Annotated in this window: 21 protein-coding genes; 13 read left to right on the forward strand and 8 right to left on the reverse strand. The window is 71.7% G+C overall.

Features of this window, described 5'->3' with window-relative positions; all coding sequences use genetic code 11:
• The first annotated feature begins 1,003 nt into the window (after positions 1-1,003).
• Positions 1,004-1,471 carry a tectonin domain-containing protein gene (locus ACYVO2_RS31080; RefSeq protein ID WP_461011399.1) on the forward strand — a complete coding sequence of 156 codons (468 nt, stop codon included), beginning with the start codon at positions 1,004-1,006 and terminating at the stop codon, positions 1,469-1,471.
• 870 nt (positions 1,472-2,341) lie between these two features.
• Here ACYVO2_RS31080 and ACYVO2_RS31085 read toward each other — a convergent pair.
• Positions 2,342-2,500 carry a hypothetical protein gene (locus ACYVO2_RS31085; protein ID WP_461011400.1) on the reverse strand — a complete coding sequence of 53 codons (159 nt, stop codon included), beginning with the start codon at positions 2,498-2,500 and terminating at the stop codon, positions 2,342-2,344.
• Positions 2,475-3,464 carry a radical SAM protein gene (locus ACYVO2_RS31090; RefSeq protein WP_461011401.1) on the reverse strand — a complete coding sequence of 330 codons (990 nt, stop codon included), beginning with the start codon at positions 3,462-3,464 and terminating at the stop codon, positions 2,475-2,477. The genes ACYVO2_RS31085 and ACYVO2_RS31090 overlap by 26 nt, the downstream gene beginning before the upstream one ends.
• A 666-nt stretch (positions 3,465-4,130) precedes the next feature.
• Between ACYVO2_RS31090 and ACYVO2_RS31095 the strand changes: the two genes are divergently transcribed.
• Entirely contained in the window at positions 4,131-4,865 is a 735-nt protein-coding gene (locus ACYVO2_RS31095) for a hypothetical protein (protein ID WP_461011402.1), read from the forward strand.
• Positions 4,866-6,085: 1,220 nt separating this feature from the next.
• Here the strand turns inward: ACYVO2_RS31095 and ACYVO2_RS31100 are convergent.
• Entirely contained in the window at positions 6,086-6,436 is a 351-nt protein-coding gene (locus ACYVO2_RS31100; RefSeq protein ID WP_461011403.1) for a hypothetical protein, read from the reverse strand.
• Positions 6,437-6,495: 59 nt separating this feature from the next.
• On the opposite strand from ACYVO2_RS31100, the gene ACYVO2_RS31105 reads away from it, so the two are divergent.
• The 4 genes from ACYVO2_RS31105 to ACYVO2_RS31120 are packed head-to-tail and all read left to right on the forward strand — an operon-like array spanning position 6,496 to position 8,681.
• Positions 6,496-7,260, forward strand: a complete 765-nt coding sequence (locus tag ACYVO2_RS31105) for a MerR family DNA-binding protein (RefSeq protein WP_461011446.1) — start codon at positions 6,496-6,498, stop codon at positions 7,258-7,260.
• 51 nt (positions 7,261-7,311) lie between these two features.
• Complete coding sequence (locus ACYVO2_RS31110) at positions 7,312-7,647, forward strand: YnfA family protein (RefSeq protein ID WP_461011404.1); 336 nt, start codon at positions 7,312-7,314, stop codon at positions 7,645-7,647.
• 60 nt (positions 7,648-7,707) lie between these two features.
• The gene (locus ACYVO2_RS31115; protein WP_461011405.1) at positions 7,708-8,370 is read left to right on the forward strand and encodes a class I SAM-dependent methyltransferase; all 663 of its coding nucleotides are present in this window, start codon (positions 7,708-7,710) and stop codon (positions 8,368-8,370) included.
• Positions 8,367-8,681 carry a sulfurtransferase TusA family protein gene (locus tag ACYVO2_RS31120; protein WP_461011406.1) on the forward strand — a complete coding sequence of 105 codons (315 nt, stop codon included), beginning with the start codon at positions 8,367-8,369 and terminating at the stop codon, positions 8,679-8,681. The genes ACYVO2_RS31115 and ACYVO2_RS31120 overlap by 4 nt, the downstream gene beginning before the upstream one ends.
• Positions 8,682-8,760: 79 nt before the next feature.
• On the opposite strand, the gene ACYVO2_RS31125 is transcribed toward ACYVO2_RS31120, so the two are convergent.
• Together ACYVO2_RS31125 and ACYVO2_RS31130 are read right to left on the reverse strand one after the other, a co-directional pair.
• On the reverse strand, positions 8,761-9,249 hold the full coding sequence (locus ACYVO2_RS31125; RefSeq protein ID WP_461011407.1) for an ATP-binding protein: 489 nt from the start codon (positions 9,247-9,249) through the stop codon (positions 8,761-8,763).
• Between the two features lie 301 nt (positions 9,250-9,550).
• Entirely contained in the window at positions 9,551-10,048 is a 498-nt protein-coding gene (locus tag ACYVO2_RS31130) for an STAS domain-containing protein (RefSeq protein ID WP_461011408.1), read from the reverse strand.
• Positions 10,049-11,052: 1,004 nt separating this feature from the next.
• Here ACYVO2_RS31130 and ACYVO2_RS31135 point away from each other — a divergent pair.
• From ACYVO2_RS31135 to ACYVO2_RS31165, 7 genes are all read left to right on the forward strand, one after another.
• Positions 11,053-11,379: a PadR family transcriptional regulator gene (locus tag ACYVO2_RS31135; RefSeq protein ID WP_461011409.1), complete on the forward strand. Its 327-nt coding sequence runs from the start codon at positions 11,053-11,055 to the stop codon at positions 11,377-11,379.
• Positions 11,376-11,732, forward strand: a complete 357-nt coding sequence (locus ACYVO2_RS31140; RefSeq protein WP_461011410.1) for a DUF1048 domain-containing protein — start codon at positions 11,376-11,378, stop codon at positions 11,730-11,732. The genes ACYVO2_RS31135 and ACYVO2_RS31140 overlap by 4 nt, the downstream gene beginning before the upstream one ends.
• Position 11,733: 1 nt before the next feature.
• Positions 11,734-12,060, forward strand: coding sequence for a DUF1048 domain-containing protein (locus tag ACYVO2_RS31145; protein WP_461011411.1), 327 nt, complete (start codon positions 11,734-11,736; stop codon positions 12,058-12,060).
• Between the two features lie 275 nt (positions 12,061-12,335).
• Positions 12,336-12,773, forward strand: coding sequence for an ATP-binding protein (locus tag ACYVO2_RS31150; RefSeq protein WP_461011447.1), 438 nt, complete (start codon positions 12,336-12,338; stop codon positions 12,771-12,773).
• An 897-nt stretch (positions 12,774-13,670) separates the two neighbouring features.
• On the forward strand, positions 13,671-14,207 hold the full coding sequence (locus ACYVO2_RS31155; RefSeq protein WP_461011412.1) for a hypothetical protein: 537 nt from the start codon (positions 13,671-13,673) through the stop codon (positions 14,205-14,207).
• Between the two features lie 593 nt (positions 14,208-14,800).
• A protein-coding gene (locus ACYVO2_RS31160) for an IS5 family transposase (protein WP_461011448.1) occupies positions 14,801-15,600 on the forward strand; the annotation gives its coding sequence in 2 pieces (ribosomal slippage) (positions 14,801-15,134 and positions 15,134-15,600; 801 coding nt in all).
• Positions 15,601-15,721: 121 nt separating this feature from the next.
• Positions 15,722-16,135: a chaplin family protein gene (locus tag ACYVO2_RS31165; protein ID WP_461011413.1), complete on the forward strand. Its 414-nt coding sequence runs from the start codon at positions 15,722-15,724 to the stop codon at positions 16,133-16,135.
• A 270-nt stretch (positions 16,136-16,405) separates the two neighbouring features.
• Here ACYVO2_RS31165 and ACYVO2_RS31170 read toward each other — a convergent pair whose 3' ends face one another.
• The 3 genes from ACYVO2_RS31170 to ACYVO2_RS31180 form a co-directional block, all read right to left on the reverse strand.
• Positions 16,406-16,756 (reverse strand): STAS domain-containing protein, encoded by a 351-nt coding sequence (locus tag ACYVO2_RS31170; RefSeq protein ID WP_461011414.1) that lies wholly within the window; start codon positions 16,754-16,756, stop codon positions 16,406-16,408.
• 148 nt (positions 16,757-16,904) lie between these two features.
• Positions 16,905-17,309 carry an ATP-binding protein gene (locus ACYVO2_RS31175; protein ID WP_461011415.1) on the reverse strand — a complete coding sequence of 135 codons (405 nt, stop codon included), beginning with the start codon at positions 17,307-17,309 and terminating at the stop codon, positions 16,905-16,907.
• Between the two features lie 234 nt (positions 17,310-17,543).
• Positions 17,544-20,552, reverse strand: a complete 3,009-nt coding sequence (locus ACYVO2_RS31180; protein WP_461011416.1) for a hypothetical protein — start codon at positions 20,550-20,552, stop codon at positions 17,544-17,546.
• Between the last annotated feature and the right edge of the window lie 256 nt (positions 20,553-20,808).

The raw sequence follows: 20,808 nt of genomic DNA on the forward strand, positions 1-20,808 counted from the left end.
CATCGCCACCCGCTACGACAAGACCGCCACCATCTACCTGGCCGGACTCCACATCGCAGGCATCTTCCTGTGGTCCGTCCGATGATCCAAACGAGAGACCCTAGCCCGCCTGGCGGCCGCCCTGCCCGAACACCCCACCACGACCGGCTGTACCTGCTGACCCTGCCCGTCTGGGAGCTGAAAGCGGTGTGGGAGGTATTGAACGCGGTGCGCCGCGCCCGCGACGGCAAGCCCGGGACGGAGGAGCTGCGGGACTTGGTCGAGCTCTGCGGTGCTTCGTTTCTGCCTGCACCGGGTGACCGTGCTGACGCTGGACACCCCAGCAGTGAGCACCCTGGCACCGCCCTGGTCATGCGCGCGCCGCCGGACGGGGTGGGCCGGGAGGCATACCGGCACCTCACCGCGGCGTGAAGGCCGCCGGGATCACGCGCTGACCATCCTGCGGGCCGCCCTGCTGCTCCCCGCCCGTGGCGGTGGAACGCGAACTCTGCATCACCGGGCTGGCCAATCACGCCGAGGGCGGTCCGTTGGGAACCTCCCCGCGCCCGCCCCGGCCACCAACCACGCCCGGTTGAGCCCAGGTTCGGCGATCTGCCTCAGGCCGGTAGTCACCTCGTGTGGCAGGACCCAGTGGCGCGGTCGGGGCGGCCTTCGGCCCGGATGGGCTGCCGGTCAGGCGGGGGTGGTGATGGCAGTAGGTCGTGGGAGGAACCGCGCGGTGAGGCCGAACATCGCCCGGGGGCACCCGACCCCGGTGGGCCCAAGGGCTGGCGACCTTCCGATGCGGGCGCGTGGGTGGTGGTGTGTCACTCACAGGTGGGAGCCGTTTCGGGCCATGCCGTACACGGGGCCGGTACGGGGGGCCAAGCAGGCCAACACCCCCTCACCGACAAACACCTATTTCTGGACTGAATTCTGATTCGAATATATTTCTAGACTTTTTCACCATTAGCTCTTCCTGTCAGGATCTTCCCGGACAGTCCATCCCGGAGGGAGAAGACGTATGGCCGAATGGCTGAGGGTGACGGGCGCGCTGGTGCGGATCGCGGTGGGGTCGCGGACGAACGTGTGGGGGGTGAACGCGGGCGGGAACATCTACCGCTACACCAACAACGACGCCTCCCCCTGGGTGCAGATGCCCGGCGCGGCCACCGACATCGGCGCCGCCGCGGACGGCACCGTCTGGCACGTCAACTCCGCCGGCAGCGCCTACCGGTGGACCGCGGACGCCACCGGCACCCCCTGGCAGCAGGTGCCGGGCACCGCCCTGAAGGCGATCTCGGCCGGGTCGCGCACCAACGTGTGGGGCGGCGCCGACGACGCCATCCACCGCTTCACCACCAACGACGCCTCCCCCTGGGCCAAGGCCCGCGGCAGCGCGACCGACGTCGCCGCCGGCGCCGACGGCACCGTCTGGCACATCTACAACAACGGCGAGATCTACCGCTGGACCGGCGACCAGCCCGGCTGACACACCCCCGGGGCACCCGCGCCCCGACCAACCCGGCCCGGCCGCCGGCACCGCACACCACGCCCTCCTCGATCACGGTCAAAGGGGTGGCCGCACCGCATCCGGTGTGGCCACCCCCTTTCGCGTGGTCGGCATCGACCGCCGCGGCCGCCCGTACGAGCAGCCGCAGCGGTTCGCGCGGGCAGGCGGAGGACACCGGCTTGGTCACGGTGGGGGCACCCGGCAGCGCATCGCCGCTCTCGCCGCCGACACGAACCACCGCATCCGTCAGCACCGCGCCCGCCGACCCCGCCGACCCCGCCGACCCCGTCGCGCCCTGCCGACCCCGCCGCGCCGGGCGCGTCTGCTGGAGCGGGCCGCGGCGCGCGGCCGCCCACCGCCCCGCCCGCCTCGCCTTGCGGGGAGGACCGGGTGACGACCCCACCACCGTCCACCCGGCAACCGCGCCGGTACGAGCAGCGCCTTCCCCACCCGGCGCTGCCGGGTGGGGAAGGCGCCGCGGTCCCGCCGCGTTCGAATCCGCATCTGCCGGGACTGCGGCGCCTTGGTGTGCATCGCCGTCGTCCACAGCCGCCAACCCGATTGCTGCACGACGCACCGCACCCCGACCGCGCCGCGCCGCGCGAAGGTCCGCCGCCCGCACCGGTGCGGCCCGAACGGCGCAGGTGGTGCGCACCGGTGGGGTGCGGACAGCCAGCCGGTGGTGCGGCGTCAGCGCTCCGCATCACGGCCCTGCCCTGGAGGTGGGGCGCCGCACCCCGCGGCCGGGAGGGTGTCGCGCGCGGCCGTACTCCGCGCCGCGGTGTCGCGAGACGGCAGCGCCTGTGAGGGGCCGCCGGTGAACCGGCGGCCCCTCACAGGATGTCGGAGCTAGGCCTGAGCAGATTCCTGGTCCTGCTCGGAGTCGAAGGCCTCGTCGTGACAGGGGCCGCACGTGCCCGCGGGGTTGCACTCCGTCTGCGGGGCCTGGGCGATGTCCTGCTGCTTGGTGGTCTTGGTTTCGTCAGTGCTGACGGATTCGCGATTCATAGCCGCTCTCCTTGCTCTCATTGTGGATGGAACTGTTCTTCCGGGAAGCGAAGTGCGCGTTCAACTCCTTTGCTGTCCGGAGCATGTCCGGACCGGACAGAATCGTCGACAACGAATCCCGGAGAACGTTTCCGACGGGCAGCCAGCGCGAGAAGACACACGGCCACACATCGCCGTTGCTCGCCACAGCCGCGCGGCTCTTCGTGCAGCCGCCGCACAGCTGCGAGACGTCCTTCGCCCGCTCCAGACCGCCGCGGCCCACGCCGCGTAGGCGGTCGACCTTCACGCGCGTGACACCCAGGGCGGCCAACTGCTCACGGGCTTCGGCGACGCGCTGCCCGTCGTGGAGATCGACGATGCCCACGAACAGGGGGATGCCGCGTCTCAACGCTTCCGCGATGTTGTCCTTCGTGCGCTGGAGGGTCGGCCGACGTGTGATCTCGGCATGCTGCCGCGGATCATCGGTGTAGTAGCTGGTGGCGAGGCCAATACCCAGTTCGGAGAACAGGCTCCACAGCGGGGGAGTGATACGCACGAGATTGCTGTACACTTCCGCGCTCAGTCCGCGCTTCCGTGCACGAGTGATCAGCGGCGCGAAGTCGGGGTGCAAGGTGGGTTCACCGCCGATGAACTGGACTGCCTTCACACCCAAGTCGGCGGCTTCGTCGATGACACGTTCCCAATCGCGCCGCGCCATCCTCCCGTGTGTCGCGCCAGGTCCGCTCTCCGCATAGCAGTGCACGCACTCCAACTGGCACTTTCCTGTGATCTCAAGCCACAGGAAGGACGTTCCGCTCATGTGGAGCCTTTCGCTTCGACTGCATTCCATTGACATCTCCACCACGTGGAGACGCAATATTTGGCGACCTGAACGAGTGACGCGTCCCGCTGGTCTCGGCGGCTCGTGGCGGCTCATCAATGCAACAGGCGGGCCGGTCCCGTGTGATGAGGAGGCGGTGCGCATACCGGCACATCACCGCGGCGTGGAAGGCCGCAGGGATCACCTGCTGACCACCCCGGCGAGCTGCCCTGCTGCCCCCCGCCCGCCATGGCGGGCGGCGCACCGCGTGGGGGCGTTGCCGGGTTTTGCGGTGGGCGGGTGACGAGGACTGCGCCGACGTCGTGGCGGGCGGCTGGGTGCCGATTTCTCGAGCTAGGCGGTCGTCCGGGGCCGGGACGTGTGGTGGTCGGCGCTCCGGCCGGGAAGCCCGTCCCATGCGCGGGTTCCCGCCCCGGCGGACTCGTGTCGGGGTGAGAGCTCGCTCGGCAGGGGGGATCCCTGCCAGAGGCAACGGAGGCCGGCGCCGGGCCCGGTGCCCGCGGGCGGGCGAGGCGGAACTGGGTGTGCGCGGCGTTCAGCAGCCAGACGCATCAACGGTCGATCCGCGGTCCATCGAGAGGGCTAGCAGGTGATCACCACCTGCGCTTTGGAACGCGAGCGAAGTTCATACATGCGGATGAACGGGCAGTCGCCCGTGCTTTGTCCGCGTCCGCTCGGCGCATCTTAGCGGTGGCGCAGCGAAGCGGCGCTTCACCCCGGGCCGACCGTCGGGCCGGGGGCCGGCAGGGCGACGGCACGCCTCCGTCGTGTCTCCCGGACATCAGGGCAGCCAGGGAAGGGTAAACGATCATGACGGACATCACGGAGATCGTCGCGACCGTCGGGACGGCCAACACCTTCGCGGGAGGAACCAACAACGCGATCTACCTCGGCATCGCCGGCCGGGAGTTCAACCTGGACACCGCGGCCAACAACTTCCAGACCGGCGCCACCGACACCTTCGTCATCGGCACCGGCAGCAACGTCGCGAACGCCAACTTCAACGACCCCACCAGCCCGCAGCTCACCGTCGCCGACCTCGACTGCTTCCCGGTCTACATCCGGCTGGACGGAGCCGACGAGTGGCGCCTGGACGAGGTCACCGTCACCGTCAACGGCACCCACGTCTTCACCAACCCCAACCTGGGCGGCGGTGCCGCCAACCAGCAGATCTGGCTGGCCAAGGAGGGCGGCACCGTCTGGTACCTGCGGCGCACCGCGGGCACCCCCCAGCCCTCACCGCAATCCGGCACCCTGGGCGGACACGTCGTACGGGGAAGCGTCGCCCAAAACGGCAGCATCCAAAGCACCAGCGGCAACTTCACGCTCAACAAGATCGCCACCGGCACCTACCAGATCGTGTTCAGCACCCCCTTCCCCGGAATCCCGAGCGCGACGGCCACCATCTGGGAGCACACCCAGTCCCTGTACATGCAGGACACCACCCACATCGCCTCCATCGACACCAACCAGGTCACCATTAAAACCAGCGACTCCAACTACAACCCCTCGGACCGGCCCTTCAACTTCATCGTCATCGGCTGAACCAGCAACCCGATCCGAACCAAACCGCCCCGCTGCCCCCGTGGGTTGCGTCACGATGACGGAATGGCCCCCACTCTTCCCGTCGACAGCGGCCGCCCGGCGCGCGCGTGCGCGCCCTCGGGCTGCGCTGCACCGGTCACCCCTCCCCGCGCGGACCGTCGTCGTCCCGGTCCGGCGGCGACGCCCGAGCGGACACGCACCGGGCCGGGCCACCCGGGCGCCCAGCCGCTCCCGGTCCGCCGTCCAGGGCCTGTTGTGCACCGCCGGGTGCCGGGGACCGGCCGGGCAGCGGGTGCCGGCCGGGCGGCGGGTGCCGGCCGGATGCCGGGGGTCGGGTGGTGACCGCGTCCCGGCCCGGCGCTGTCCCGGGCACGCAGGAGAGCGCCTTATCCGCCCCACCGCCGGGCGCGGACCGGGCCGACCCGGCGGTGGTGGGGGAGCTGGCCGCGGCGGTGACCGAGGCCAAGGACGGCGGTTGGCCGACGCTGCTCCTGGACGACACCCACTTCCACGGCACCCTCTACACCCTGCTGCCCGCAGCGGTCCGCGCTGCCTGGGACTGCGGCCGGCTCGGCGCCACCCACCGCCCCGGGCCCGGCCCGCTGTGGTGGACCGTCCCCGACCACCAGCCGGGCCGCAGCCTGCTGTCCGACCTCGCCGCCGGCCTCGGCCACCCCGTCCCTCGCGGCGCTGACGCCAGTGTGTGGGTCACCGACCACCTCCTGCGCGGCGCCCCCCTGCTCGTCATCGCCGGCATCAACCCGCTGCGCCCTGCCCGCACCCCGCGCACCTCCGCCGTACCGGCGCTGTACGACATCACCCGCCACGCCCCCGCCACCCTGCTCGTAGTCACCGGCACCGACCCGGGCCACCCTCGCGGCCATGCCGGACGCCGACTCCTTCCTCAGCCACGCCACCCACTACCGCCCCGACAGCCCCCGCCTGCCCAACCCGCCCTCCCCGACGACCCCACGCCGCTGACCCGCACACTGCCTGCCGCCACCCCTTCGAAGCGGAAAGCCAAGGGGAGAGCGGATGGACTCCCGGGCGGCCATGCGCGCGGGCTCCTGGGCAGCGCTGCGCCGGGCCGGGCGGCGCCCCGTGGGGGAACGTCCTCGCACGGCGCAGGGCCGGGCGGCGCCCCGTCGCCCGGACCGGGTGGGCCCTGCCATGGTCAGCCACCCGGATACAGCTCCCACCCGCCTCCTGCCGACGCCGATCTATCCCGTCTCATCCGTCGGTGGGTGCGGGGAAGTCCTTGGCGGGGATGCCTGTGGGCCGTAGCGCCCGGGTGTGGTCTGCCGGACCAGGCCCGCCTTCTCCCAGCCCTCCAGCCACCGTTTCGCCTGGCGTCCGGAGACGGCGTGTCCGTCCTGCGTCAGCCGCCGGGGGAGTTCCTCGCAGGTGACGCCGATGGCGATGCCGATCTCCCGCACGACCTCCAGCGCGTAGTCCTCCACGCCTCCGCTGCCCGCGTCGTCCCCGGCCTGTCCGGCCTGCCCGGTCGGCGCCCCGGGGCGCGCCCCGGGGCCGGCCGTCCCCGGCCGCCCCGTCGCTGCGCTGGCGCCCACTGCGGCCGAAGGCTGATCGGTGACCGCCGACGCGGACGGCTCCTGCGCCACCACCGGCCCTGCCACCGCCGTGCGGGCCGGCGCGGGCACAGCGGCGACGGGGTTTTGATCGTGCGTCTGCGCGCCCGCGGACAAGCACTCCGCGACCTGGGTCCCCGGCCGGCTACCGCCTCTACGGCGAGGACGCGGTCGAGCGCCTCGCGTTCATCGGCGCGGCCAAGCACCTCGGGCTGCCGCTGGAGGAGGTCTCGGAGCTGCTGGCGGTGTGGGAGCCCGGCGCGTGCGCGCAGGTGAAGGCCGATCTGCGGCCGCGGATCGCAGCACGGATCGCGGACGCCGAGGCACGCGCCGCCGAACTGGCGGCGTTCACCGCCACCCTGCACACGGCGCTGGACCACCTCGATGCGCTGCTCGACCGGCCCGGGCGCCGTGATCCCGCATGCGGCTTCCTCGCCCCCGCCGCCCTCACCCGGCCGGTCGACGTCGCCGTGTTGCCCAGCCGCCGGGCCGCCGAGCAGGACGCTGAGCGGTGGAGAAGCGCGCCGGTGGCCTGCTCCCTGAGCGGTGACTTGCTGGGCGAGCGCACCGAGCAGTGGCGGCGGCTGATCGACGGCGCCGAACGGCGGGAGACCGACGAGGGCCTTCGTCTCACCCTTCCCGCCGACCGGGCCGGTGCCATCGCGGCCCTGGCCGCCGCCGAGCAGCAGTGCTGCCCGTTCTTCGACTTCCGCCTCCACCTCGACGGCCCCGTCCTGCACCTTCAGGTGCAAGCCCCGTCCGAGGGAGCCGCGCTGCTGGCCGAACTCTTCGGCCCGGCCGCCTGACCGCCACACCACCCCTCTTCCCCTGCTTCTTCCACCCTCTGAAGGCCCCCCGTGCTTGTCGCCCTCTCCGTCGCCCTCTTTGCCGTCGCCGCCCTGTTCGAGATCGGAGGCGCCTGGCTGGTGTGGCAGGGCATCCGCGAGCACAAGGGATGGATCTGGATCGGCGCCGGCATCATCGCCCTCGGCCTGTACGGCGTGGTGGCCACCTTCCAGTCCGACGACAACTTCGGCCGCATCCTCGCCGCGTACGGCGGGATCTTCGTCGCCGGGTCGATCGCCTGGGGCATGGTCGCCGACGGATACCGCCCCGACTGCCTCGACGCCATCGGCGCCCTGGTCTGCCTCGCCGGCATGGCGGTCATCATGTACGCCCCGCGCGGGCACTGACCGGCCGCAACCAGGCACGTCTAAGCTGCACCCGCGACACGAAACAGGAGGCCGAAGACCGTGGCGGACGAGCAGGAGCTGGCCGAGATCCAGCGGCGGCACTGGCAGGACACGTACACCGCCCACCCGGGGATGTACGGCGAGCAGCCCTCCGCACCGGCCGTCCACGCCGCCGGCGTCTTCCGTGCTGCCGGGGCCCGCGACGTGCTGGAGCTCGGCGCCGGGCACGGCCGCGACGCCCTGTACTTCGCCCGCGAGAACTTCACCGTCCAGGCCACCGACTTCTCCGCGACCGGCCTGGAGCAGCTCCGGGACGCCGCCCGCACCCAGGGCATCGCCGGACAGGTCACCACCGCGGTCCACGACGTCCGTGACCCGCTGCCCCTGCCGGACGCCTCCGTGGACGCGGTCTTCGCGCACATGCTGCTGTGCATGGCCCTGTCCACCAAGGAGATCCACGCGGCCGTCGCCGAGATCCGCCGCGTCCTGCGGCCCGGCGGCACGTTCGTCTACACCGTCCGCCACACCGGCGACGCCCACTACGGCACCGGAACCGCCCACGGCGACGACATCTACGAGCACGGCGGCTTCGCCGTCCACTTCTTCGACCGCGCCCTGGTCGACGCCCTCGCCGACGGCTGGACGCTCGACGAGGTCCACGCCTTCGAGGAAGGCGACCTGCCCCGCCGCCTGTGGCGTATCACCCAGACCCTGCCCCGATGACCGCCATACCCGCACCGGACATCACCGTCGACGGCACCGGCCTGCTCTGCGTCACCCTCCTGCTGCGCTTGCGCAAGCAGCTCGACGGCGCGAAGCCGGGCACCGTCGTCCACGTCATCGCCACCGACCCCGCCGCCCCACTCGACCTGCCCGCCTGGTGCCACATGACCGGCCACCCCTACCTCGGCCCCGTACCCGACCCGGCCGGACGGCCGGTCTACGCCCTGCGGCTCACCACCGACGCCGTTCGCACACGGCCCGGCGCACCATGGCACCGAGACGATCGCGGCCAGCAGGAGTCCCGCGGGTAACCCCGACAAGATCAATGTCAGCGGCACTTTTCTGTACCGCGACTACTCACACCCGTTGACCGGCGCCTGCGCCGCCGGGTCAGGCAGGGTGCAGCGGCTGGTGTCCGGCCCGGTGGCCGCCGGGATCATCGGCGAGGGCAACGAGGGCGGTGATGCGTTTGCCGACCGGTTCACGCCGCACCTGGTAGGCCCGGCTGAGCGCGGTGACGATCTCCAGGCCGTGCTGCCCGACCCGGCCCGGGTCGGCGGCGCGGGCGACCGGCAGGACAGGGTCGCTGTCCCACACCGTCACCTCCACCGCCCCCTCGCGCACGCGCAACTCCAGCAGCAGCGGGCCCGGGGCGTGCTTGACCGCGTTGGTCACCAGCTCGCTGACCACCAGCCGCACCGCCTCCATCGCCCGAGCTGACACCGGCAGCCCGTGCACGGCCTGCACCCGCGCCAGGAAGCCCGCGGCCATGTCGCGGGCCTGCACGATGCATCCGGTGCCGCCTTCGTACGCCGCGCAGGCGCTGATGTCCTGGTCGGCCGGCGCCCGCCGGTCGACGCCGCCCCCCGTGTCGTTCACGGACACCAGCCTTCCACCCCCCGCCCTCCTGGCGCATCCCTCCCGCCCCGGCGGCCCGCATCCCAAGCGGCACACGCCGGTGGGAGCCGGGCTGACGCCGCCAGCCGTCCGCTCGCTCAGCGGTGCGCGGACCACAGGCTCTGCACCGTGTACCTGCCGGCTGCAACCGCACATCGAAGGGACCGAACCCCGCCGGGACCGGGCGCGGCCCGGCGAGAACAGCCCTCACCGAACCGCGCCCGCGGCGGTCATGAACCTTCCCGGACCGCGGGAGGACGTGTGCCTGCCCCGCCGGCCGGTGTCAGGTGTGGTGGGCGGCGAGCGCGGCGGCGGTGGTGGGGTGGACGGGCATGTAGGCGGCCAGCCCGGTCAGCGCGAGCATGCGCTGGAGACGGTCGGGGACGGCGGCCAGCTTCAGCGACCCGCCCCGCGCCTGCACCACCTTCCAGATCCCCACCAACGTACTCAGACCGGAGGAGTCGAAGAAGTCCACCTCCGACAGGTCCAGCACCAGATGATGCCGACCGGTCTCCACCAGCTCCGCCGCGGCAGCACGAAGGTCAGGCGAGGTGTGCAGGTCCACATCCCCCGCCACGGCCACAACCGCCACCGACCCCCCGCTGTGCGAGACGGTCAACTCCAGCAGCTCATCGCCCACGGCGGCCCCCATCACCTCGCGCCGGACCGGACACAGCCACTGCCCGACCGCAAGCAGCCGGCGCCCGAAGACGGTGGACGCGGTCCAGGGCCGGCAGCAGGGCACCATCCGGTGCCGGGACAGGATATCCGGCTGGCACACGCATCATCGTTCACTGAGGTGATGGCTCGCCGGGACCGCGACGCGTCCCCGCCCGATCGGCGTTGATCCAGCGCGCCGCCGAGGCCGCCTCGGGTGTTGCGTCGCCGCACCACCCTCGTCGCCGCTCTGAATCCCCGCCCCACCCCGGCCGCCGTGATCCCTTCGCGCCCATCCTGCCCCCTGGGCCCGGGCGGCGCTGCCGCGGCCTTCCGCGCCTGCGCCAAAGGCCCGGCGACGACCGCGCTCGGCACCGCGGCCTCATCGCCACTCGGCACCGCCGCCGTCTCCCGCACGGGGGCCTTCCGCGCGGCCGGGCAGCCGCGCCCCGGGGCGGTGGACGGGATGGCGGGGGCGTCCGTACGGCCCCGGGGGAACGGTGCCCGCAAAGTGGTGTCCGGACCCCGGTCTCCCGGACACCCAGGCATGCCGGACACCGCGCTCCGCACCGGACCACGAGCGCAGCCACCCCGGCCCGGCGGCCACCACAGCCAGCGACGTCATCGCCGTCGCCCTCGATCCGGCCCCGAGGCGCTCCGATGCGCTTGCGGCAGGCCGTGCACCGCCCCCACCCCGGACACGAGCACCACGTGAAAGGCGGCGCACACGATGCGGCCGGTGCCCTGTCGCAGGCTGCGGACGCGGCACACGCCTCCCCCGGCCGAACCGCGGCAGCAGCCTGCCCAACACCGTGCACGTCGTCGCTGGAACCCCTCGGGCGCTCGAGGGCCACGCCGGCTCGGCCTCCGCGGCCGAAACCGCGCGGACGATCGCGGTGGCGCCGCGCCGCGGCTCGAACCGGCGAGCCGGGCTGTCGCGCCGTACGAACAGACCAGTGTGGCGCGGCAGGCCCTCGGGCATGTGATGCCGGTCCCGTCGATGCCGCTGGACTCCGTTCCGGTCTCCCTGGGCCTCCCATCGCCGCCCGCCGGCGCCCGCGGCTACCTAGTGGTACTGTGTAGCGGTACTCAGTGCTACGCAGTACTGCTGGGATCGAGGGGCGTGCGTTGGACGACCTGACGGAGATGCTGAAGGGCACGCTCGAAGGGTGCGTGCTCGAAATCATCGACAGCGAAGAAACCTACGGGTACGCCATCACCCGTCAGTTGAACGAGCTCGGCTTCACCGACGTCGTCGAGGGGACGGTGTACACCATCCTGCTGCGACTGGAGCGGAAGGGACTCGTCCACGTGGCAAAACGGCGTTCCGAGGCCGGTCCGCCGCGCAAGTTCTACACGCTCAACGACGCCGGACGCGAGGAACTCGCGAAGTTCTGGGCGAAATGGCAGTACGTCTCATCACGCATCGACAGGCTCAAGGAGGGCGGGAGATGAAATTCTGGGAGACCATCACAGGCAGCGATCTCACCAGACAGTGGAAGACATTCGAAGCCCGGGCCGAGACCCTGCCCGACGACTACCGGGCGGCTTGGGAACAGATCAAGATCCACCTCTTTCCCCATGGGGACTTCACCGGCCGCAACCTGATGCCGATCTTCGACGCCGCCCTGGGGCTGCTCCAAGAAGCCGCGGCCGACGGACTGAGCGTCCGCGAGGTGCTGGGTGACGACATCCCAGGCTTCTGCGCGGCACTGGCCGGCGGGGAGGGGGCGCGAACCCATCGCGACCGGTGGCGCGAGCAGTTGAACAGGAACGTCGCACGGAAACTGAGCCGGCTGGAGAACTGACGTGAGCATCCACGACATCATCGAGGGCAAGAAGCAGTGGCGAGCGCACATGGCTCGGGTCAAAGCCCTCCCGCCGGACTATCAGATCGTCTACAAGGAGATGCAGAGGTACCTGTTCAAGGTCGGACCGACCGACCTGTCCGACGGAAACCTGCTCACGGAGATCGTCGACTTCTTCGAGGAGGGCGTCGCCGCGGGAAAGGGAGTCCTGGAACTGATCAGCCAGGACGTCGCCGCGTTCTGCGACGAGCTGATCAAGGACTCGCCCACCTACGCGGACCTGTATCAGAAGTCCATCAGCGGGAAAACCGGTACGGCCCAGAAGTAGCACCCGTCGCCTCAGGCCAGTGCGCGCAGCTCGCACGCGCGGTTCGCTCCCAGCCGCCGGCCGACCGGCCAGGTCAACGCTGGGCCGGACAGGCCCGGCGTGCCGATCGACTCCGCCGAGCTCAGTGCTTGTTTGATCTCCCGGCGCGCGTTGGCGGCGGGTTTGGAGGGGTTCCGTCGGGATTTCCGGGTGGACGCGCCTGCGTGAGGCAGGAGCGCTGGGGGATCAAGGCGGGCAGGGTGGACCAGGCAGCGGACGGAAGCGACCGGGAGTCGCTGGCCGGTGAGGTGGTCTCGGTCTCTGCGGTGTTCGAGGTCGGAGACAGGATCGCCGAGGCCCGGCATCTGGCCCGGTCCTTCCTGGTCGATGTGCAGGCGGTGCACGGGCTGCCGGTGTCGGAGCGGGCGATGGGCGCGGTGCAGTTGGTGGTCAGCGAGCTGGTGACCAACGCCCGCAAATACGCCCCCGGGCCGTGCCTACTGACGTTGGAGGTCGAGGGCGGGACCGTCCGGGTGAACGTGTGGGACAGCAATACGGCCCTGCCGGCGGTCCTGGCGCCGGACCCGGGGCGGATCGGCCAGCATGGCCTGGAAATCGTCATGGCCCTCTGCCGGAGCTTCGCCGTTCAGCGTGAGCCGGTGGGCAAGCGGATCACAGCGTCCGTCGTCCTGGCCGACGACCCCGGCGGGGATGCGGCCGGCCGGCAACCGTGACCGCAACCCACGGGGTGGTTCAGGCCGCTCGTTGCAGTGCTCAGGCAGGCGGATCAGGATCTTGATGTCGCGGGACAGCGATGCCGACAGCGTTCCCTACATCCACCAGCAGGACAGGAAGAACACCGGCACCTGAGTCCCCCAGCCGCACCGGGTCCCGGTGAGGCAGAGTCAGGTGCTCGGCGGCGGCTGCACCCGGAACGCCGTTCACAACAGCGCCCCGACGCGTGAGAGCCTCCCCGGTAGCACGGGGAAAGACCACCGGGACGACTTCGCTCAGCGTAGGGCCCCAAGGACCGCGACGAGGAAGGTTGGGGGCAATCGGCCACGTGGGGGTGACGCACCCGTCTCGACATCCCCGGGGCGCACGGCGCACCGTCGTGCCGGGCGGCGTCCACTGCCACGCCATCCCGGCGCAGGAAACAACCCCAGGGGAAGCCGGGCTTGGGCACCGCGGGTGGCTGCTGCTTGTCCGAGTGAACTGCCGTACTGCTGGCGCTGATTGCGTCAGGATGACGGCATGAGCCTCACCGTTCACGCCGCCACCGCCACCGCCACCACCACCGCTGGCGCCGCTGGCGCTGACGTTGGTGGCCGTGTCGTGCGCGCGTGTCCGTCTTCGGGCTGTCCTGCGCCGGTGACGCACCCGCCCGGCACCTGCCCGTGCGCCGGCCGGAGCGCGACGAGCGAGCAGACGCGCACCGAACTGCGCCCCTCGAGACACCCGGAGCCCGCCGCCGGGCCCTGCCGGGCGCCGGGAGCTGGCCGGACGACGAGGACCAGGTCGTGACCGCGGCCCGGCCCGGCCGCGGTCCGCACCCGCGGGCAGGCGCCTTACCCGCACCACCGCCGGGCGCGGTCCCGGCCGGACATCGTCCGGTGGTGCGGGAGCTCGCCGTGGCACTGACCGAGGCCAAGGACGGCGGCTGGCCGACCCTGCTCCTGGACGACACCCACTTCCACGGCACCCTCCACACCCTGCTGCCCGCAGCCGTCCGAGCCGCCTGGGACTGCGGCCGGCTCGGCGCCACCCACCGCCCCGGCCCCGGCCCGCTGTGGTGGACCGTCCCCGACCACCAGCCGGGCCACACGCTGCTGTCCGACCTCGCCACCGGCCTCGGCCACCCCGTCCCCCACGACGCCGACGCCAGCGTGTGGGTCACCGACCACCTCCTGCGCGGCGCCCCCCTGCTCGTCGTCGCCGACATCAACCGGCTGCGCCCCGCCCGCACCCCACGCACATCCCCCGTACCGGCCCTGTACGACATCACCCGCCACGCCCCCGCCACCCTGCTCGTAGTCACCGGCACCGCCACCCGCGCCACCCTCGCGGCCATGCCGGACGCCGACTCCTTCCTCAGCCACGCCACCCACTACCGCCCCGACAGCCCTCGCCTGCCCAACTCGCCATCCCACCCGGCCCGGCGCCGCTGACCTGCACACTGCCTGCCGCCGCCCCTTGAGAAGTGGAAAGCCAAGGGGAGAGCGAATGGGCTCCCGGGCGGCCACGCGTGAGGGCTCCTGGGCAGCGCCGGGCCGGGCCGGGCGGCGCCCTGTGGGGGAACGTCCCCGCACGGCGCCGGCCCCGGGCGGCGCCCCGTCGCCCGGACCGGGTGGGCCCTGCCATGGTCAGCCACCCGGATACAGCTCCCGCCCGCCTCCTGCCGACGCCGATCTATCCCGTCTCACTCCGTCGGCGGGCGCGGGGAAGTCTTGGCGGGGAAGCCGGTGGGGCCGTGGCGCCCGCGTGTGGTCTGCCGGACCAGGCCCACCCGGGGTTGACGCGTCCTGGCACGCAACCACGCCCTGGCCTTCGTCGCTCCTGCGCACCCGTCCTCGTCCTGGTTGGCCGTTGCGGGGACGCGCAGGGGGAGCAGGCCGCCACCGGAGGGAACGCGGTTCACGGAAGCCGGCAGCGGCCTGCACACCTGGACCTCCCCAAAAGCGCTTGTTTTTGAACCAGTTCGTCGTGGTTTAGACACCGTTTCCTTTGGCGTTGGCGGGTCGTTGGGCCGTTCGTGGCAGACCTGGTTGAGCGGCTGGTGCCGGATGAGTTGTGGGTGCTGTTCCGGCGAGTGGTGCCGCCCGCGGAGATTAGACGCCCGCAGGGTGGTGGCCGGCGCCGGGCGGGGGACCGCGAGACGCTGGCGGCGATCGTCTTCGTCGCCACCTCGGGCTGCACCTGGCGGCAGCTCCCGCCGGTCTTCGGACCGGCATGGCCCACCGTCTACCGGCGCTTCGCCCAGTGGAGCCGGGACCGGGTCTGGGCCCGCCTCCACCGCGTCGTCCTCGACGAGCTCGGCGCCCGAGGTGACCTGGACTGGTCGCGGTGCGCGATCGACTCCGTCAGCGTGCGGGCGGCAAAAGGGGGCCACTGACCGGACCGAATCCGACCGACCGCGGCAAGAAGGGATCGAAGATCCACCTGATCGCGGACCGCAACGGGATGCCCCTGTCTCTGGGGATCTCCGCAGCGAACACCCACGACAGCCTCGGCATGCAGCCGCTCGTGCGCGGCATCCCACCCATCCGCTCCCGGCGCGGTCCCCGCCGGCGACGGCCGGACAGGCTGCATGCCGACAAGGGCTACGACTACGACCACCTGCGGAGATGGCTCCGCAAACGAGGTATCCGACACCGCATCGCCCGCAAGGGCATCGAGTCCTCGCAGCGTTTGGGCCGGCACCGCTGGGTGGTCGAGAGAACCGTGTCCTGGCTGTCCGGTTGCCGACGCCTGCACCGCCGCTACGAACGCAAGGCCGAACACTTCCTCGCCTTCGTCGGCATCGCCGCAACTCTCATCAGCTACCGCAAGCTCACCAACTAAAACGACGTCTTAGTGCCGACCCTGTGTGGGTGGGCCGCTGAGTAGCTGACGCTGTCGGGGATCTTGGTAGCTGTTTCTGCTCTCCGGTGTGCTGTGCCCGCGTGTGTCCGTGATCGTTGGCATGGGTATGAGCCCGCGTCTTGCTGCCCGCGCCGCCGTCTCCGCCGTGCTGCTCCTGGCTGCCGGTCTCCTGCCGGCCACCGCTGCTCGGGCCGGCGGCATCGTGGACATCCTGGCCCCGGCCTTCGGCAACGGCTGCGTCAACACCGGCAACGGCGCCGCAGCTTGCGGAACCGCCACGGCTTCGCCCGGCAACGGCGCGGGCAACACCATCGGCGCACCGGTCACCGGCCCGACCAACTACTGCGGCAACGCCGACGCACTCCCCCTCCCCGCCGCCCCGGCTGACGACGCCGACAACGACGCTGACGACCGCCCCAGTGAGCCCGTCTGCACCAACACCGGCATGATCATCATCGAGATCATCTCCCCGCAGGCCACCGGTCCATGCGGATCGGCGGCGGTCGTGGGCTGACTGTTCCCCTCCCACTGGCGTGGGCGGCCAGTGAGCTCGTCCGAGGCCGGGGTGGCGTGGCGGAACGTTGAGGCCCGGTCGGCTTCGGGACGCGGTGAGGGCCTGCGGCGAGCCCTGGCCCCCGCTCCGGGGCTCGCGCGGACGCGGGCCGAGCCCCACCCCCGTCGAGCCCGCCCCACCGTCCCTGGGCCACGTCGCCCCCACCGCCCGCCTCCGCGGGGAACCACCCGCCCGGCCGCCCTCCCTTTCCCGGCGACCGCGCGCCCGCGCTCAGGTGCCGGCGCGCAGGGCGTGGTCGGTGGTGGGGTGCAGGGGGATGACGGTGTGCAGGCCCAGCAGGTGGATGACGTCGGCGACAGGCTGCCGGGCGCAGCTCAGGCGGATCCAGCCGCCGGCGTCGCGCAGGGTGTGGTGGGCGTGGATGAGCGCGTTGGCGCCGACGCAGTCCAGGAACGTGGTGCGGGTCAGCTCCAGCACGATGCGCGGAGGCCGGCCGGCCGGCGGGGTCAGGGCACGGCCGAGGAGGGCGGCGGCGTTGTGGTCGATCTCTCCGTCGGCGGTGACCACGGTGATGCCCTCGGCAGTGGTCGTGCGGTAGAGCCTCACGCGTGCGTGCGGCATTCCGTCACCTCCATCCGGCGCTCCAGCGATGCGGCGGGCCTCCGCGCACCCGGGGGACGGCTCCCGGTGCGGCCCGTGCGGGCCCGCCCGTGGATACGGTGCCACCGGCCACCGGGACGGGCAGTCGGTTCGGCCGGCGATCCTTCGATCAGGCCAACCGGATCCAGGCCCGGACGGTTTTGCCCGCCCCGGTCTGCTCCGTCTCCACCCGCAGGCACAGCGCGTGGATCAGCTCCATGCCGTGCTGCCCGACCCGGTTCGGGTCCTGCGGGCGCACCCGAGGCCGTACGGGCGAGCCGTCGGTGACCGCCACTTCCAGCAGCCCGGACTCCGCCCTCAGCGTCAGCCGGCACGGGCCGGGCGCGTGCCGCACCACATTGGTGACCAGCTCACTGACCACCAGCAGCACCGCCGACCACGCGGCGTCACCCACCGCGTTCCCCAGGCTGCGCAGACGGTCGAGGAAGGAAGCGGCGAAGTCCCGCGCAGCCGGGATCACCGACGCGTCCGCCTCCCATCGCACCGTGACCCGCAGCGGCACCACATCGGCCACGCCGCGCTCGTTACCACGCTACTGCTCCTTGTGCATACCCCCCGCCTTCTCCGGGCGCCCACTCCTCACGCCGCCGCACTGCGCCGCCGACGGCGGCCGGGCGGGTGGAACGTGCCGCCGCGGACCGCCGCCGCCCCCGTCGCGGCAGGTGGCCGACGGCACCGCCCGACGGGCCGGCACCCCCATGCGGGGGGCGTGGGGCCTGCGGGCGGTGCCGCGGTCGGTGGCTCGCCGTCAGGCGGTGACCAGACGGGGCGTCTTCCTCTCGACGCGCAGGGCGTCGGCCTTCAGATCCGGCAGGTTCTTGTACTTCTCGTCGTTCTTCTCCGGGTGGCTCACCTCGACGGGGACGGTGATTCTCACCTTCGCGGGAAGCGGGTGGCTCCGGCCGTCGGACATCACCCAGGCGACGTCTCCGGAGCAGCCGTACTCGGGGACGGTGTTCCAGGTGTGCAGGCCCGAGGGCGGCTTGTTGGCCCGCAGGAACCGGGACCCGTGGGGAACACGGAAGTGGATCACCCAGTCCTGCGCCGGCTGGGTCAGCGACCCTTGGTAGGTCACCTCGATGCCGTAGGTGTACGTCCACCGCCCGTCCTTCGGCTCCTTCGCCAGGATCTTGCTGTCGACGGTGATGGGCTTGCGGGCCAGCACCTTGGTGGTGCGGGCGGCGGTGTTGTTCTGCGCCGCGGGGTCGTAGGTGCGCGCGGAGTCGACATGGGAGGTGCAGGTCAACGCGGTGCCGCCCGGTGTCTTCTCCGCGACGGTCCCGGTGACCCGGACGGTGGCCTTGCCTCCCTTGGGCAGTTTCAGCTGGCCGGTCACCTGGTGCTTCTGCCGGTTCAGCGTCGGCCCCGACACGAATGCGCCGCCGCCGGACGCGTCCACGACGTGGACGTCGGCTTGGGTGAGGTGCGGGGAGAGCTCGATGCGCACCTCCGCGTCGTCCACGGCCTGGGGGCCGCTGTTGCCGAAGGCCGCGGTGAAGGACAGCGCGCTGCCCGCGACCTGCTCGCGCCAGGCGTCCAGCGTGGTCCACAGATCGGCGACCAGGGCCCGCACCTGGGTGGTGCACGACGCCGTGTTGTTGGCGGGATTCGGGTCCTTGATCTTCGCGGACCTGATGGTCGACGTCCCCGTCAGACGGGTGCGGTCGGCGATGTGCTTCGGCACGGTACCGGTGGCGCTGATGACCACCGTCGCGCCCTTGGGCAGGTCCAGTTCGGCGGTGATCTTGCGCCCCTGCACCGAGGGGCCGCTGACGCAGCGTCCGCCGCCGCCGGTGCTGTCCACCTTCGGCTTCACCCCGACCAGCTCCTTGGGCACCTCGATGCACGCGGCACCGTCGTTCACCGGGTGCGGGCCGTGGTTGCCGAAGGTGGCGGTGCAGGTGAGGCCCGCCCCGCTGTCGACGGCCGGGGCGGCAGCCGGCTTCCTGTACAGGTCGGCGGGCAGGTACGCCACGCGCGTGGTGCAGGTGGCGGCGTTGTTGCCCTGGTCCGGGTCGATGATCTTCTGCGAGCGAATGGTGGACCGACCGGTCAGGTGCACGCCGTCGGCGATCGTCTTCGGGACGGTCCCGCCCGCCTCGATGACGACCGTCGCGTCCTTGGGCAGCCTGAGCACGCCGGTGACCGCGCTGCCGCGCACCTGCGGTCCCGTGACGCAGGCACCGCCGCCGGTGGCCGACTTCACCCGGGCGGTCGCGCCGGTCAGCTCCTGGGGCAGCTCGATGGAGGCCGCGCCGTCGTCCACGGCGTTCGGCCCTTTGTTGCCGAAGGTGGCGGTGTACGTCAGCCGCTCGCCGTTGACCACCGTCTGCTGCGCCTGGAGCGTGGTGTGCAGATCGGCGCTGCGCACCCGCACGCGTGTGCAGCCGGTCGCGACGTTGTTGCCCGGGACGGGGTCCTTGGTCGCCTTCGAGCCGATGGCGGACCTGCTGACCAGTTGCATGCCGTCCCGAGCCCTCTCGGGCACGGCGCCGGACGCTTCGATGACGACCGTCGCCCCCCGGGGAAGGTGCAGGGCCCCGGTGACCACGCTGCCGGTCACCGCCGGCCCCGAGGTGCAACTGCCGCCACCGGTCGACGCGACAACTCTGGCCTTCATCTCCGACAGGCCCGAGGGCAGATCGATCCGCGCGGCGCCGTCCCGCACCTCGGCGGGGCCGTTGTTGCCGAAGGTGGCGGTGCAGACGAGCCGCTCCCCGTCGTGCACCGTCTGCGGTGCGCCGAGGGTGGTGTACAGGTCGGCGAGCAGGTACTGCACCTTGGTTTCGCGGGTGGCGGTGTTGTTCTCCGACTTCGGGTCGCTGGTGATCTTAGAGCCGATGGTGGACTTGCCGGTCAGGCACTTGCCGTCGGCGACCCCTTCCGGCACGGTGCCGGTCACCGACAGGACGACCGTCTCGCCCGCGGGGAGTTCGACCGTTCCGGTCACCGGACTGTTCTTCACGTTGCCCGGCTTCCATATGGCGTTCTTGCTGCTGCGGCTCTTCACGCTGGTCTTCACGCCGGTCAGCTCTTGGGGCAACTCGATGCACACGGCGCCGTCGGTGACCGCGTTCGGCCCTGCGTTGCCGAAGGTGGCGGTGTAGGTGAGTTCTGTGCCGTTGGTGACCGTCTGCGGCGCCTCCAGCGTCGTGTACACGTCCGCGGGCAGAGTGACGGCCAAATTGCGGATGTCATAGTTGTTGGTGGCCTCGCCGGTGGACGCCGACAGGCCGAGTTTCAGTTCCGCGGGCAGCTTGACTATGCCCGACTTCCCGGGCGCGGGCAGGTCGCGGTCGATCAGGGTGTGCATCTTCGACCCGTCGCTCACCGCCACGGTCACACGTCCCTTGATCACCGACAGGTGCACACGCGCCGGCTTCCCCGGCGAAGGACCCAGCTTGCCCGCGAACCCCACGCCGTGGATGAAGCAGTAGTCCTTGCACTCGTTGCCCGAACCGCGGATCACCACGTGGTCCTGGCAACGCCCCGGCCCGCCATGCCCGGCATGGGTCTCGTCCGAGAAGTTCCCGAACTGGTCCATGCCTATCCCGATGTACCCCTTGTTGACGCCTTTCGTCACGTTGTCGCGACAGGCATAACCGAGGGCGCCGCCGGGCGCGCCCGGGCCGGTCGTGTTGTTGTCGGTGCCGTCGATGAGATAGAAGGAGAAACCGTCTCCCTGATTGCCGGACTTGCCGCCGTGCGCCGCGAACTCGAATTCGACCGATATCCCCTTGTCGCTGGGGAACGCCATGTCAGCAGGGCGGTCCCGGACTGCTGCCTGTCCGCCTTCACCAGGCGCAGCCATCCTTTTTCCGTTTTCGCGCCTGTCAGTTTCCATTTCTTGTGGATCGGCTTGCCCTCGGCAAAGCTCTCATGGAACGGAAACACGACCTTCCTCCCTCACTGATTGCTGAGAATCGGCATGTGCCGGGGGGGGGGTGGGAAATATCGGCTCGCGGGCGCACGCGGCACGGTGAACGGCCTCCCGGCGACGGCTCCGCTCCCCC

This window comes from Streptomyces capparidis (genome assembly GCF_054782095.1).